Origin of the sequence: Thermococcus sp. 9N3 (assembly GCF_012027685.1) — an archaeon.
In the GTDB taxonomy this organism is placed as follows: domain Archaea; phylum Methanobacteriota_B; class Thermococci; order Thermococcales; family Thermococcaceae; genus Thermococcus; species Thermococcus nautili.
Genome location: NZ_SNUV01000004.1, coordinates 40,215 through 53,609, shown reverse-complemented (window position 1 = coordinate 53,609; position 13,395 = coordinate 40,215). Strand labels below are relative to the sequence as shown.

Here is a 13,395-nt window from a genome sequence, read left to right as displayed (position 1 = left end):
CCAGTGCTGAGGAGGTTAGTTCTGCTGTTGAAGAGCAGACTGCAGCAACAGAAGAACTCGAAAGAGCAGCAAACGACCTCAAAAACATCGTGGCCCAGTTGCGCGATATTATCAGCAGGTTCAAGCTCTGATATGGTTTCTCTCGTATTTTCCTTTTCTTCTGACCTCTTCCGAAAGGTCTTTTTGGAGAAGATGCGTACCATAATCCATGAAGCCCTATCGAGGACTGGCGATAATATTCGGTTTCTACGCGCTCGGCGAGATGGTCAGTTCTGGCCTTAACCTTCCTGTCCCGGGTAGCGTTCTCGGGATGCTGTTCCTGCTCTCGGCGCTTCTGAGCGGTGCCATGAAGCTCGAATGGGTTGAAAACGAGGCCGAGCTCTTCGTGAAGAACATGAGCGTCCTCTTCATCCCGCCGGGAGTCGGGATAGTCACCTATCTCGGCCTGATAAAGGCCCAACTCGTTCCGATATCGGTCGCTCTGGTTATCAGCTTCGTCGTCACCCTCTTCGTGACCGCAAAAACCGTGGAGGTCGTTCGGAGATGAACCCCTACGGGATAGCCCTAACGCTCGTGGTGTTCTACGTCTTCTCGGAGCTCCACGCGAGGAGAAAGGCGTTCTACACGAACCCAGTCCTGCTCTCGATAATTACAATCGCCGTGGTTCTCAAGCTCGGAAACGTTTCCTACGACTCGTACATGGAGAGTGCGGTCTTCCTCAAGTTCCTGCTCGGACCGGCAGTCGTGAGCCTGGCAATCCCAGTCTACAAGAACAGGGGGCTCATAGCCAGGTACGCAAAGGAAATCTCGCTGGGAATTCTAATCGGCGGAACCACCGCGGTGCTGAGCGCCTACTGGACGGCCCAGTTACTCGGCGCGAGCGAAACCGTTCTTCGAAGCATAGCCCCCAAGAGTGTAACGACTGCCATAGCCATAGGCGTGAGCGCGAAGATAGGCGGAATCCCATCGCTGACGGCAGTCCTGGTGATAACGACCGGACTGCTCGGCAACGCCTTCGCGCCGGAGTTGCTGAACGTCTTTGGGGTGGGGGACAGAATAGCGAGGGGTTTGGCAACGGGGGTTTCCTCACACGGCCTTGGGACGGCGAGGATAATAACCGAGGACGAATTGGCCGGAGCCGTGAGCGGGTTAGCCATGGCCCTGAACGGGGTCTTTACCGCCATCCTTCTTCCGTATCTCATCGAAGTCATCTAAGATGCACTCGCTGACGCGAAGCCTGTCGTTGGCGTCGAGGAAGAGAGTGAAGTCCCTCTTCGCCAGCCTGTCGTCAACTGGTGCGTGCTCGACGAGGAAGGCTATTATTTCGGCCGTGCTGTAGGGCACCTTGACGCCGAGCTCGTCGGCCTTGCTGAAGAGCTTGTCGGGAACGTCAAAGATGTCCTCGCCGCGTTTGACCTCGACGCTCACCTTCGAGTTAATCTGCTCCCAGATTAGGAGGGTGTTCCGGGCCTTCTCAATCTTCTCCAGGGCCCTTCTCTCCAGTATGCTAACGTTGGCCCTGCTCGTGCCGAGAAGCTCGGCAATCTCGCTCTGCTTGAGGCCCCTCGCGCGGAGGCGGAGAATCTTAATCTGCTGTTCGGTTAGAAAGCTCTTCATTGTAAACACCAAAGCTTAACAGAACGTAGAAGGTTAAAAGTTTTTAGGTCTGGGCAGCGGTGGGGCATTCTCAATGGCACCTCTAACTCCGATGAAACTTTTGCACAGCCTTGGGAAGGTTTGGCGAAAGGAGCGCCCTTCTATCCAAGGAGCCGAAAAACAGTCGTGCACTCTCTTGAAAATATCGCCTCTTGAGAGTGCAAACTTCCTAGAATTGCATTCTTAGAGAAGAACCACGAACCTTGGTCAAACTTCGCGCAGGCGAAGTTTGTAGTTCTGGGGCCGGGGCCGGGATTTGAACCCGGGCTAGGGGATCCACAGTCCCCTGTGCTGACCAGGCTACACCACCCCGGCCACGTCCAGCTTAAGCTTTTGGGTTAGCTTTATAAAGTTTTCGTCAGATGGCGGGAGCAGAGGTGGCAAATCCCGCCTTCACCCGATATTAGGGCGCGCGTGCAGTTTAACACCGATTGAAAACCTCACCGGGGGCTGAGGAATGAAGGCAAAGCGGGAAGCGCTGGTCAGCCTCTTCACGGCGATGAGAGAAGGTAAAGTTGACGAGGACATAATAGACCTCCTCCTGCTCATTAACTCTATCAAAGGAATCTACACTACGAGCTCGTGCTCGGGCAGGATTGGAATCATCGAGGAGCCAGCTTTGGGCGCCAAACCCCTGAGCAGGTGGCTGATTAAGGTTCACCGCGAGATGACGTTCCCCGAGGCAAAGAAGGCCTTGGAGAAGGCCAAGGAGGGACTGATATTCCTCAAAAGCCAGCCCCCGATTTTCCACGTCGTCGCCGAGGACCTTGAGAAAGCAAAGAGGCTCCACGAACTCGGCCTCGCCAGCGGTTTCAAGTACACGACCTTCAAGGTAATCTCCAACCGTTACCTCGTCGAGATAAACGCCACCGAGTATCTAACCGCTCCACTTGGCAGGGATGGAAAAATCCTCGTAAGCGACGACTACCTGCGCTTCGCCCTCGAAATCGGCAACTCGATGTTGAGACGCTCGAAGGGCAGGCTTCCGAGGCTGATGAAGAACTTTGAAAAACTCCGCGAGGAGCTCGGTGAGGACGAGCTGTTCTACGAGCTGGCGGGGGATTTTAGAATTGGAAACCTTTAAAAGTGATGGCCCGTCACTAGTGATGGGGTGTTCACTTTGTTCAGCACCCGGCCGATACGAGACGAGAAAAACCTTCATGGGAAAGGTCACAGGAAGGCGCTTAAAGAACTCGAAAAACCGTTGATGAAGGCGACTTCGTGGCGATTCTGGGTTCACGGAGAGTTGGCAAAACCAGCGTTATCAACGTCTTTCTCAACAAACATCGCTCAAAGTACAATTACCTTTATTACGACCTGGCCTTTGGAATGGGGCGTGAGGCAATAAGTTACAGGGAACTTGTCCCTGTCTCGACGAACATACCAGAGGGGCTCGAATATTCCGCCACGCTGAGCCTTGGAATCGTGAAGATGGACGTTAAACCGAAGGGAATCGCCGAGTTCCAGAATGCGTTTCTAAACCTTCTCAGGCACCTAAACAGGTTGGGAAAGAAAACGGTGGTGGTATTTGACGAGGCGCAAGTTCTCCCAAGGTTTGCCCCGTTGAACATGCTCGGCATGCTCCAGACGATTTCGGACGGCTTTGAGAACGTGACGGTCGTCCTCTCGAGCTCGATGCCCGGCCTGCTGGAGAGGATAATAAACCCCTCTGGGGATAAACCCTTCTTCGCAAGATACGTTGAGAAGATTCACATTTCCAGATGGACGGTTGAGGAAAGCGTTGAATACCTGAGGAAGGGCCTTCCGGATGCCTCAGAGGAGGAGCTTTACGAGGCCGCCCGGGAGCTTTCAAACGTTCCGGGTTTTCTGGCGTATTACGGCAAGCTGAGGGTTAAGGGGAAGTCTCACGGGGACGCACTAACAACGGCTGTTAATCATGCCGTCAAGCTTTGGAAGAAGGATTTAAGTGACTTCATCAGGATATACAGGTCTCCCGCGTATATAATCGCCCTGAAGAGGGTTGCCAAGGGGCCCTCATATGGTGTGACGACCGAGGAAATTGTCACTGAAATAACGTCCATCGTGGGAATCTCTGAGAGGAGGGCAAAGGAAGTCCTCAAGAACCTCGTTGATAGTGGCTTCTTAATAAAGCCAAAACGGGGCGTTTACCAGATTCCAGAGCGTCCCTTGCGGCAGGCGGTCCTCGAAACAAAATTGGAAGAAGTTGGGAGCCCCGTTTGATAACTCTGTCTTACCTCATCTCGTTCCACTCTGGATTTCCGTAGCGCTTCTCGATGAGCTCCTCGGCAAGCTCAAGCTCGTAATCGGTCAGCTCGCCTTCCTCTAGCTCGAAGGCGTTGAAAAAGCTCTCCCTCAACAGCTCGTAGGCCTCCCAGCGGTTCAGCTTTATTCCCTCGCGCTCCAGGGTCGTTACGCGCTCCCAGATGCTCGAAACGCCCTTGTCAGCGAGCTTCGCCTTGGAAGCCCTCAGGACTTTTCCGAGGATTTCAACGCGCGTCGCGTACATGAACGTGCCGTGCTGGAGGATTACCCCCTTCCTCCTCGTCTGCGCCGAACCGCTTATCTTCTTCCCGTTGGCGACGATGTCGTTTAGGCCGGAGAAGCCCGCGTTAAGCCCGAGGTCGTTTAAGGCATCGACGAGAGGACCGGCTAAGTAGCGGTAGCTCGTCTCGACGTTCCTCAACGCTGGATGAAGGTCTTCACCAACGACGACTGAATAGGTTATCTCGCCGAACTCGTCGTGGAAAACGCTTCCTCCGCCAGTTATCCTGCGCACGACGGTAATGCCGAGCCTTCTGGCCTCTTCAAGGTTGACGTCGTGGACGACGCTCTGGAAGCGGCCTATCGTCACCGAACTCGGTGAGAAGGCGTACAGCCTCACCGTGTCGGGAACCTTCCCCTCGATTCTGGCAATCATTATCGCCTCATCTATTGCCATCTGAACCTCCGGTTTGGCAACGATGAGCGGGATGAAGCGCATAGCGACCACCAGGGTTAAAAGGTTCCATGAGCTTTTAAGCCCAGCGATGATGATGCCCAAGCCCTCCTGAGGGGGTGATGAGAGCGGTCACCACTGAGCACATGGCATATACCAAAACTTTTTAAAACCCCGGGCACTCCACTATAACCGGGAGTGGGCCGGTAGCTCAGCCTGGTACGAGCGCCGCCCTCGCAAGGCGGAGGCCGCGGGTTCAAATCCCGCCCGGTCCACCAACAAAACGTTTTTACGCACCTTTTCCAACTCCATTAAGGTGGTGCCATGGGCTCCCTTGAGGGGTTCTTTGAGTCCAGAGACACAACAGAGTTGCTCGAGCTCGTGTCCAAACTTCCCCCAGAGGACGTTTTAGGGTACCTTCTTTCGACGTCCAAACGTGTTCTCGCAGTTTATGCCACGATGAGGGATTCACTTCCCCGGGGTTACGGTAGAGTGAAGTTCTCACGCTTCGTTGAGGCAAAGGGGCGGCAGGTGGAGGAGCTCTGCAGAATCGCACTCAAGCTGTATCCTCAGGCGCTTTCTTCCGAGACCTCCGGTGAGGATGTTAAGGTCTCCCTCTCCACGGTCGGAGATTACCTCGACGTCCTCAGGGAGGCGGTAAAGCTTGAGGAGCTCCAGCTTCGAGCCGCCAGGTATCTGGCCGGAAAGGTCGGGGACTCTGATATGAGGGCAATACTTGAGGACCTTTCAGCCGAAATCGAAGAGAACATATCGCTTCTCAAGAAAGAGCTGGAGAGGGCAGAAAACTTTGATAGAAAGGCCAAGTTCTCCGATTTCGTTAAGGAGCTGGTTGGTGATAGGGATGGACGAGTTTGAACTCCTTAAAAAGCTCGTTGCCATTGAGTCTCCCTTCGGCAGGGAAGGGGAAATTTCACGCTTCATAGCGTCTCTGCTGGAAGAACACGGTTTTGAGGTCGAAACACTTCCTGTTGAGGGCTTTGGCGACGACGTGCTGGCATATCTCCCCGGTAGGGGCCTAACGGTCGTGCTCAACGGCCACATGGATACGGTAAACCTCTCGCCGGGCTGGACGAGGAATCCGAAGGGAGAGCTCGACGGCGACCGCTTCTACGGCCTTGGAAGCGCGGACATGAAAGCTGGCCTGGCCGTTCTGCTGAGCCTCTTCGTAGAGATGGGTGAGCTTTCAAAGCGGGAGAGGCCGAACCTAATCTTCACCGCCGTGAGCGACGAGGAAGGTTACTCGCGCGGAACCTGGGAGCTGATAAAGAGCGGGAAGCTCGAGAATGCAGATTTGGTTCTCGTGGCGGAGCCGACGCGTGAGAGGCTGATGCTCGGCGCGAGGGGTCGCTTCGTAATCACCGTTAGGGCCAAAGGAAAGAAGGCCCACGCCGCAAGGCCGGGGTTGGGAATAAATGCCATCGAGGAGCTGGCAAAGTTAGTTTCGAACCTTGGGCGGATAAAGACGAAGAGCCACATAAAGCTCGGCAGGGGCTCGTACTGCACGCTCTATATGAAGGGCGAAGCCGACGGCCTGAGCGTCCCGGACTACGCGGAGGCGATAATTGACAGGCACACCGTCATAGGGGAGGACTGGGAGCGCGTTGAGGCCGAGCTGAGGAAGCTCGCGGACAGGGTTGGCGTTAAAGCTGAGCTCGAAATTGAGAAGTTCCCGAGGCCAACGCCGGACATGCTCCCCTACGTTGTGAGGGAGAACCTCCACGAGGTCCGGCTGTTCAAGAGGGCGTATTTCTCTGTAACGGGCCTCGACCCGGAAGTAACCTACGGCAGGAGCGTCGGCGACTTCAACTACTTCGCGACCTACCTCGGCAAGCCAACCTTCGTCTTCGGGCCGGAGGGGGGCAACTGGCACGCGAGCGACGAGTGGGTGAGCGTTTCGTCGATGAGAAGGGTGAAAGAAATCTACAGGGCCTTCCTTGCGTCGCTGGTGTAGCCTCGGTAAAGCCGGTCTCATCACCGCTCAGGGCAGGGAGTTTTCCTCATCGGCGCGAAGACTTTTAAGCTTCCCCTTTTAACCCCTTCCATGTTCGCGCTCATAGCGAGGGCAAGGAAGGACGCGAAGGCTCTAAGTTACATAAACGAGAGGAACTACGGGGGCTTCCTGAGGGTTGAGAGCCTCGGCGGGGGCAGAACCAAGGAGGAAGTCCTTGAGAACCTTGAGAGAATTCTTGAGGGGCCATACATCCCGGTTCTCCTCCTCGGCGAGAAAGAGAAAGACCTCATGGAGGAGCTTTTGCCGGTTCTGAGGGAGTCAGGAAAGCCCTTCTACGCGAGGGTTCTGAGGACGAAGCGCGTTAGAAACATGCGCGTTGACGAGCTCTACTCCCACATCGAGGAGATAAAGGCCCGCTTTCGCCTCGGCATCGAGTGGAAGGGAACCTACGCCCTCAACCCCGAGAACCCATTCGGCCTCGAAATTAACCCGGACTATGACGTTTACCTCGCCCTTGGCGACGGCTTCAGAAAAGCTATGCGCTCGCTCCTCGACGTCGAGCTCGGCGAGAACTCGCTCGTCTTGAGGAAGACTATGAACCAGGAAATTTACTTCTCCGGCCCGAACAGGGTTGCTGAGGTTAGCAAGAAGCTCGGCTTTCCGACGGAGGTTCTCTGGAAGTGCCCCTGCACCGAGGACGTCTCGCTCGACTCGCTCATCTCCGCCAACAGGGAATACATAGAGGCCTTTGCCAGCGCATCGAAGGCTTTCCTCAGGGCTTTTAAGGACTACGACATCGTCGTTCCCTGGAGCGGGGGAAAGGACTCGACGGCCACACTTATTTTAGCGAAAGAGGTCTTCGACGAGGTTACAGCAGTCTACGTTAGAATGGAGTACGAGATGCCCGGAACGGACGAATACGTTGAAGAACTCGCGAAAAGGCTCGGCGTTAACCTCATCCGCGTTGACGTTCCGATGCCCATCGAGGAGTACGGCATGCCGACCCATCGGAACCGCTGGTGCACGAGAAAGAAGGTTGAGGCCCTCTATTCGGTCGTTTCGGAGTTTGAAAACCCGGTTCTTCTCGTCGGCGACAGAGATGGGGAGAGCGCAAGGAGGAGGCTTAAACCGCCGGTCGTTGAGAGAAAGACGGACTTCGGAAGAATCCTCGAGGTTATGCCGATAAAGTTCTGGAGCGGGTTCATGGTCCAGCTCTTCATCCTCATGAGGGGCTTTAAACTGCACCCTCTCTACTACGAGGGCTTCTACCGGCTTGGCTGTACCGTCTGCCCGAGCCTTGCCGAGTGGGAGGTTGAGTTGTTAAAGAAGAGGGGGGTGAAGGCCCTTCCGGGCTAAAGCTTCCTTCCAACCGCCAGACCGACGACGAAGGCAACTATCGCGAACAGGCCGATGAGCCCGTAGTCCGCCTCGCCCGTTGCAGAGCCGGTGGAACTCTGGGCCGGTGAGCTGGTTGCAGTCGGAACGCTTACCTCCGGAACCGTTGCGTTTTCCTCTGGAACGTTTGGAATCGGGCTGAGGGGCGTTGAGAGGAACAGGTTTGCGGTTTCCTTGGCGTACATGTAGAAAGTCATGGCCGTTTGCAGGTCGTCCGTGCTCTGGTTCTTCTTCGCGAGCTCTTCAAAGCTCTGGGCGAACTCGTAGTAGGCTATGGCAAGTATGGGGGTTATTCCCTTCTCCTCGGCGATGCCTATCGCGGCCTTGGCGTCGCCCTTGACCATGTTGAGCTTGTCCATCAGAACGGTCCAGTTGGTTATCGCGAGGGTGTCGAGGAAGACCTCACCCTGAACGCGCGCCTGCATGGCCGTGAACAGCGCCGCGGAGTACTTTCCGTCGTCATAGTACTGCTGGGCCTTCTCTATCGTGTCGGTGAGGCTGTTTCCGAGGACGTCGCCGTACATGGACTCGATGTAGGCGACGATTAGGTCGGACTCGTCTATGTAGTCTCTCGCCGTGGCTTTGATTAGGTCTTTCTTGATGGGCTCGCCCTTGGCGAAGCGTTTCCCGAGGTCTGTCCACAGGATTGCGGTTTTTGCCCTTTCGTAGGCGTAGGCCGCCTTTCCTATTGCGTCCCAGTAGTCCCCCGAGTAGTAGGACTTCCACGCCTGGTCAAGGTTGCTCTTTGCGTCCTCTATCCTCTGTTCGGCCGCGGCAACTGCCTGGAGCATCGTGATTCCTCTAATGCTCTGGTTCTCGACGTAGGCTTCGGCGCTCTTGATTGTCTCGCTGGTGTTCTTCAGGAGCTCCTCAACGTCCTTTGGGGTGTTGGTCTGGAGGTACCAGTCAACGTGCCTTATCACTATCCTCGCCTGGAAGTCCTTGCTAAGGGCGGTGTAGTAGAGACCCTCGTCTATGTACCCCTTCGACTGGTTGAGCAATTGCCCAGCGTTGTTCAAAGCCGCGAGGAGCGTCATGTAGGTGTCGTAGCCGACGTTGCTTTCCTTCAGTTCCTTCATGACCCTCTGGTAGTAATCGGTTGTGTTCTTGTAGTCGCTCAGGGCGTCGTTTCTGAGGAAGGAGGTGTCAATCTGGACGTTCTGGGGGGCCTTCGGTTTCGGGAGCCTGTGTCCCGTGAAGTAGTATACCGCCTCGTAGATGTCCTTAACTTCCACCACTTTGAGCCCCCAGCGCTCCTCCGCGTACTTGACGACGTCAACTGGCTTGGTCTCGGTGTTTATCTCGATAACGCCGCCGATTTCCTTCTTCTGGGTTTCCTGGACGTACTGAATCCTCTGGCCCTCGGGAATCAGGAAGAGCTTTACCCCGGCCTGGTGTGCGGCGGCCGCCTTCTCAAGGATTCCGCCGACTGGACCGATACTGCCGTCCGGGTTAATCATTCCCGTCATCATGACGTTTGGGTTTACCTTCCAGCCCATTAGTGCCGCGATTATTCCGACGGTCATTGTTCCTCCAGCCGAAGGGCCGCCGATGATTGAGGTGTTCGCGCGAACCTGGATAAAAACGTCGTAGTGACTCATGTTGACTCCGAGAACCCTTCCTGCCACTTGAGTGGCCAATCTGGCGCTGGCCTGCATGTCAACCTGAGCCAATGGCCAGGTCTCTATGTAGACGTGTCCGCTTCCTGGAGTTACCGTAATCACGAACTCCGTGACGACACCGGTCAGCTCACCGGTTGAGGTCTTGGCGACGGCTGGAGCGTGCATTATCACCGTGTGTCCCTCGCTTGGACACTGGGCCATCACTGGCGTCGCTAACGGAAGCAGAAGGAGTACTGCCAGAACTAAAACGACCGCTCTCTTCATCCTTTCACCCGTTTGGAGAATTAGAAAGGCCAAATAAAGCGTTTGTGGTTCAACAGTTTAACGCCTCCAGAGGGCCAGGAAGAACAGCAGGAGGACGAGCACCTCAAGGAAGTCAACGATTAATCCGATGTCCCTTCCCAGCGCCCTGCTCTCCGCTGAAATCTCGACGACCTTCTTAAAGGCGAAGAGCAGGAACGCCAGCGCCAGGTAGAGCGTTGCCCTAAGGTGGCTCTTGCGGTAGGCCAGGTAGCTGACCCCAACCAGCGCCATTGCAAGCAGGATTATCGCAACGTCGAGGAGCATCTCCATCATTCACCCTCACCCATTCCAGCGAGGAGGTCTATAAGGCTATCTGCCAGCCTCTCCCACAGTCCCGGCCTGTAGTCCCTAATCAGTCTCACCAGGGTTTCCGGGTCGTAGTTAATCGTGTATATCACGCTCTTTCCGGTCCTTTCGGCCTTCACGACGCCGAGCTTCTCGAGTTCACGCATATGGTAGCTCACCGTCGGCTGGCTGACCTTCAGCCTTTCCGCTATTTCGCCCTGGCTCATAGGGCCCTCCATGAGCAGGAGCAGTATCTTCCTCCTCGTCTCCGTTGATATCGCCATCAGCAGTCTCTGGGCTTCCTCCTCGAAGCCTGCCGGGAATATGTAGCGCCTCCTGCCAACCTTCCGTGAAAACACCTTGCCCTCCTTTTCGAGCTTTCCGAGATGATACTGAAGGTCGCCGATGCCCAGTCCCAGCTCCCTTGCCAGCTCTCTGAACGTCACGCCGGGCCTGTTTCGGATGTAGTTCAGTATCTCGTTCCTCCGCTCCATCTTTCAACCCTTAAACCCTGTGGTTCATCCCTCTATGGCAAGTGATATAAGGCCTTCCCCTTTTATGCCCTGCGGTGAGAGTATGGAGTGGCTGATTAAAAAGGCTGAGGAGCTCGCGAGAAAACACGGTCTCGATTACTATGAAATCAGGCTCGTTAAGGTCACCTCAAGGAGGCTCGTCATGAGCAACGGCCAGCTGAGGGAGCTCTCAAGCAACTCCGAGCTCGGCATCGGCGCGAGGGCCTTCAACGGAACGTGGGGCTTTTCGAGCGCCAACGACCGCGAGAGGTTTGAGAAGGCAATAGAAACGGCGATGAAGATAGCGAAGCTCTCCCGCGGGAACGCGAGGATTTACCTCGGCGAGCCCGTGAGAGACGAGGTCGAACTTAAGGTCAAGAAGCCCTTCACTGAAGTTGACATCGAGGAGAAGCTCTCTCTCGTCAAGGAAATCGACGGTCTTCTTAGGGGCGAGAAAATCGTCAGCAGGACCGTCAACTACGGCGACTCAATCGTCGAGACCTTCTACTTCAACTCCCTCGGGAGCGAGATAAGAACCGTCGTCCCGAGGATACGGCTCGGCTTCTCGGTAACGGCCAAGGAAAACGGCGAGATGCAGGACTTCTGGAAGAGCTTCGGCGGAACCCTCGGCTGGGAGCTGGTTGAGGGGATTGACCTCCACTACTGGACGGCCCACGTAAAGGAGAAGGCCCTTGAGCTTCTGAGGGCATCTTCACCGCCCTCCGGAGAGATGGACGTCATAGCCGACCCAGAGCTGACTGGGGTTTTCATCCACGAGGCTTTGGGTCACGCCGTCGAGGCAGACTCCGTCAAGAACGGCGACAGCATCTTAGCTGGAAGGCTCGGGGAGAAGATAGCGGTCGATGGTCTGAACGTCGTTGACGACCCCACTCTGCCGGGCAAGTTTGGGAGCTACCCGTACGACGACGAGGGGATTAAAGCGAGGCGCGTTGAGATTATCAAGGACGGCGTTCTCGTCAGCTACCTCAACGACAGGGAGACGGCCGAGTACTTCGGCCTCGAACCCAACGGCCACGCGAGGGCCGAAAGCTACTCCCATCAGCCCCTCGTGAGGATGGGCAACACCTACGTCGAGCCCGGCGACTGGTCCTTTGAGGAAATCCTTGAGGAGGTTAAGAACGGCCTCTACATGCTCGGCGACAAAGGCGGCGAAGTGGACACCGCCAACGGGACGTTCACCTTCGGGGCGAAGCTCGGCTACATCGTGGAGAACGGCGAGATTAAGGAACCGGTCCGCGACGTTGCGCTCTCTGGCAAAATCCTCGACGTTTTGAAGAACATAAGGGCCATCGGAAACGACACGCGCGTTGAGTTTCCGGGCTACTGCGGAAAGGGCCAGTGGGTTCCGGTTGACGACGGCGGGCCGCATATACTCACAAGGGCCCTCGTGGGGGGATTGAGATGATTGAGGCCGTTGAGAGGCTCGTGAAGCTCCTTGAAGGCGAGAACGTCGAGTGGGAGGTATTCTACCAGTTTGGGCGCTCGGGCTCGTTCAGAATCGAGAGGGAAACCCTTGAGCGCTCCCAGAGAAAGTTCTACTCGGGAATAGGCCTCAGGGTTGGTTTAAAGGGTAGGCTCGGCTTTTCCTATATAACGGGCCTCCACCCAAGCGAGGAGGAGCTTAAGAAGCTGGTGGAGAGGGCGGTAAAGCTGGCGAAGATAAGCGAGGTTCCCTTCAGGGGCTTTCCGGCCAGTGGAAGGGTGAACCGCGTCAAGGGAATCTACGACAGGGAGATAGACGAGATTCCCTTCGAGGAGGCCCACAGGCTCGCCCTCGAATACGCTGAGCTGATGCGGGAGAAGAAAGGTAAAGAGACGCTCTCGGGTTCGCTCTCCCTTGCTGTCGGGACGAGCGGGGTCGTCAACTCCAACGGAATCGAGCTTGAAGAGCGCTCCACCTACATGGGAGTTTCGGCCTACGCGGTGCTCAGCGAGCCTCCGGGGACAGGCTCCTACAGGCAGAGCTTCACCTCCCTCCAGCCGGTTGAGGAGCTTGAGCGCGCCGTTGAGAAGGCGATTGACGAGGCGAGGCTGAGCGCGAGGGCGAGGAAGCTCGAACCCTATTCGGGGGAACTCGTTCTGGAGCCCAACGCTCTGGCTTCAATCATGGAGGTCTTCCTGAGCAACCTCTACGGCGATGAAGTTTACCACGGCAGGAGCAGGTTCTCGAAGCCCGGCGACGAGGTAGGTTCCTTCACGCTCGTGGACGACTCGACCCTTCCGGAACTGCCGGGGAGCTATTCCTTCGACGGGGAAGGAAGTCCGGGCCAGAGGACGGTTCTCGTCGGGGACGGAATAGTTAGAAACTTCCTCCTCGACCACACCTACGCTTCATTCCTCGGCATGGAGAGCACCGGGAACGCGCTGAGAACCTTCAGGAGCGTCCCGTACATCGGGACGAGCAACCTAATCCTTGAGCCCGGGGAGGAGAGCCTTGAGGACTACGAAGGAGTCGTCGTCAGGAAGGTCTTCGGCGAGCACACGGCCAACCCCGTGAGTGGTGACTTCTCGCTGACGGTCGAGCTCGGCTACGTGGTTGAGAACGGTGAGCTCAGGCCGTTCAAGGACAACATGCTCGTCGGCAACGTCTTCGAGCTTCTCAGAACGCTGAAACCCGGAAAAGAGGTTGAGAGAATTTCGAGTTTTCTTTCACCGAGGGCAATCGTCGAGGGGAGGCTCGTTTGACAACGTTTTTATATTTTCTCGCTTAAC

General features: G+C 56.1%; 14 protein-coding genes and 2 tRNA genes. 10 read left to right on the top strand and 6 right to left on the bottom strand.

Translation table 11 applies throughout. From position 1 onward, the window contains the following. Nucleotides 1-208 precede the first annotated feature (208 nt). Nucleotides 209-547 (top strand): CidA/LrgA family protein, encoded by a 339-nt coding sequence (locus E3E30_RS11010; RefSeq protein WP_167729618.1) that lies wholly within the window; start codon nt 209-211, stop codon nt 545-547. Continuing rightward, the gene (locus tag E3E30_RS11005) at nt 544-1,215 is read left to right on the top strand and encodes a CidB/LrgB family autolysis modulator (protein ID WP_167729617.1); all 672 of its coding nucleotides are present in this window, start codon (nt 544-546) and stop codon (nt 1,213-1,215) included. Before E3E30_RS11010 ends, E3E30_RS11005 begins: the two co-directional genes overlap by 4 nt. Here E3E30_RS11005 and E3E30_RS11000 read toward each other — a convergent pair. Together E3E30_RS11000 and E3E30_RS10995 are read right to left on the bottom strand one after the other, a co-directional pair. Continuing rightward, the gene (locus E3E30_RS11000) at nt 1,150-1,617 is read right to left on the bottom strand and encodes a Tfx family DNA-binding protein (protein ID WP_042690888.1); all 468 of its coding nucleotides are present in this window, start codon (nt 1,615-1,617) and stop codon (nt 1,150-1,152) included. The two genes, E3E30_RS11005 and E3E30_RS11000, sit on opposite strands and share 66 nt — an antisense overlap. A 277-nt stretch (nt 1,618-1,894) precedes the next feature. Continuing rightward, a tRNA-His gene (locus E3E30_RS10995) sits at nt 1,895-1,971 on the bottom strand. 142 nt (nt 1,972-2,113) lie between these two features. Here E3E30_RS10995 and E3E30_RS10990 point away from each other — a divergent pair. Both E3E30_RS10990 and E3E30_RS10985 read left to right on the top strand, forming a co-directional pair. Next, nucleotides 2,114-2,740, top strand: a complete 627-nt coding sequence (locus E3E30_RS10990; protein ID WP_167729616.1) for a hypothetical protein — start codon at nt 2,114-2,116, stop codon at nt 2,738-2,740. Between the two features lie 137 nt (nt 2,741-2,877). Further along, nucleotides 2,878-3,858, top strand: a complete 981-nt coding sequence (locus E3E30_RS10985) for an ATP-binding protein (protein ID WP_240922702.1) — start codon at nt 2,878-2,880, stop codon at nt 3,856-3,858. Between the two features lie 10 nt (nt 3,859-3,868). Here E3E30_RS10985 and E3E30_RS10980 read toward each other — a convergent pair whose 3' ends face one another. After that, nucleotides 3,869-4,618 carry a biotin/lipoate A/B protein ligase family protein gene (locus tag E3E30_RS10980; RefSeq protein ID WP_167729630.1) on the bottom strand — a complete coding sequence of 250 codons (750 nt, stop codon included), beginning with the start codon at nt 4,616-4,618 and terminating at the stop codon, nt 3,869-3,871. Between the two features lie 155 nt (nt 4,619-4,773). Here E3E30_RS10980 and E3E30_RS10975 point away from each other — a divergent pair. The 4 genes from E3E30_RS10975 to E3E30_RS10960 all read left to right on the top strand — a co-directional run bounded on the left by E3E30_RS10975 (nt 4,774) and on the right by E3E30_RS10960 (nt 7,901). Continuing rightward, nucleotides 4,774-4,851 (top strand) — tRNA-Ala (locus E3E30_RS10975). A 46-nt stretch (nt 4,852-4,897) separates the two neighbouring features. Further along, nucleotides 4,898-5,449 carry a hypothetical protein gene (locus tag E3E30_RS10970; RefSeq protein ID WP_042690915.1) on the top strand — a complete coding sequence of 184 codons (552 nt, stop codon included), beginning with the start codon at nt 4,898-4,900 and terminating at the stop codon, nt 5,447-5,449. Then, nucleotides 5,436-6,545 carry a M20/M25/M40 family metallo-hydrolase gene (locus E3E30_RS10965; RefSeq protein ID WP_167729629.1) on the top strand — a complete coding sequence of 370 codons (1,110 nt, stop codon included), beginning with the start codon at nt 5,436-5,438 and terminating at the stop codon, nt 6,543-6,545. The genes E3E30_RS10970 and E3E30_RS10965 overlap by 14 nt, the downstream gene beginning before the upstream one ends. A gap of 90 nt (nt 6,546-6,635) precedes the next feature. Beyond that, nucleotides 6,636-7,901, top strand: a complete 1,266-nt coding sequence (locus E3E30_RS10960) for a phosphoadenosine phosphosulfate reductase family protein (RefSeq protein ID WP_167729615.1) — start codon at nt 6,636-6,638, stop codon at nt 7,899-7,901. On the opposite strand, the gene E3E30_RS10955 is transcribed toward E3E30_RS10960, so the two are convergent. The 3 genes from E3E30_RS10955 to E3E30_RS10945 are packed head-to-tail and all read right to left on the bottom strand — an operon-like array spanning nt 7,898 to nt 10,644. Next, nucleotides 7,898-9,826 carry a S16 family serine protease gene (locus E3E30_RS10955; RefSeq protein ID WP_167729614.1) on the bottom strand — a complete coding sequence of 643 codons (1,929 nt, stop codon included), beginning with the start codon at nt 9,824-9,826 and terminating at the stop codon, nt 7,898-7,900. The two genes, E3E30_RS10960 and E3E30_RS10955, sit on opposite strands and share 4 nt — an antisense overlap. Before the next feature lie 57 nt (nt 9,827-9,883). Next, nucleotides 9,884-10,138: a hypothetical protein gene (locus E3E30_RS10950; protein WP_042690920.1), complete on the bottom strand. Its 255-nt coding sequence runs from the start codon at nt 10,136-10,138 to the stop codon at nt 9,884-9,886. Further along, nucleotides 10,135-10,644: a metalloregulator ArsR/SmtB family transcription factor gene (locus tag E3E30_RS10945; protein ID WP_042690922.1), complete on the bottom strand. Its 510-nt coding sequence runs from the start codon at nt 10,642-10,644 to the stop codon at nt 10,135-10,137. The genes E3E30_RS10950 and E3E30_RS10945 overlap by 4 nt, the downstream gene beginning before the upstream one ends. Nucleotides 10,645-10,726: 82 nt before the next feature. On the opposite strand from E3E30_RS10945, the gene E3E30_RS10940 reads away from it, so the two are divergent. After that, nucleotides 10,727-12,088, top strand: a complete 1,362-nt coding sequence (locus tag E3E30_RS10940) for a TldD/PmbA family protein (protein WP_167729613.1) — start codon at nt 10,727-10,729, stop codon at nt 12,086-12,088. Further along, complete coding sequence (locus E3E30_RS10935; RefSeq protein WP_167729612.1) at nt 12,085-13,368, top strand: TldD/PmbA family protein; 1,284 nt, start codon at nt 12,085-12,087, stop codon at nt 13,366-13,368. Before E3E30_RS10940 ends, E3E30_RS10935 begins: the two co-directional genes overlap by 4 nt. Nucleotides 13,369-13,395: the final 27 nt, after the last annotated feature.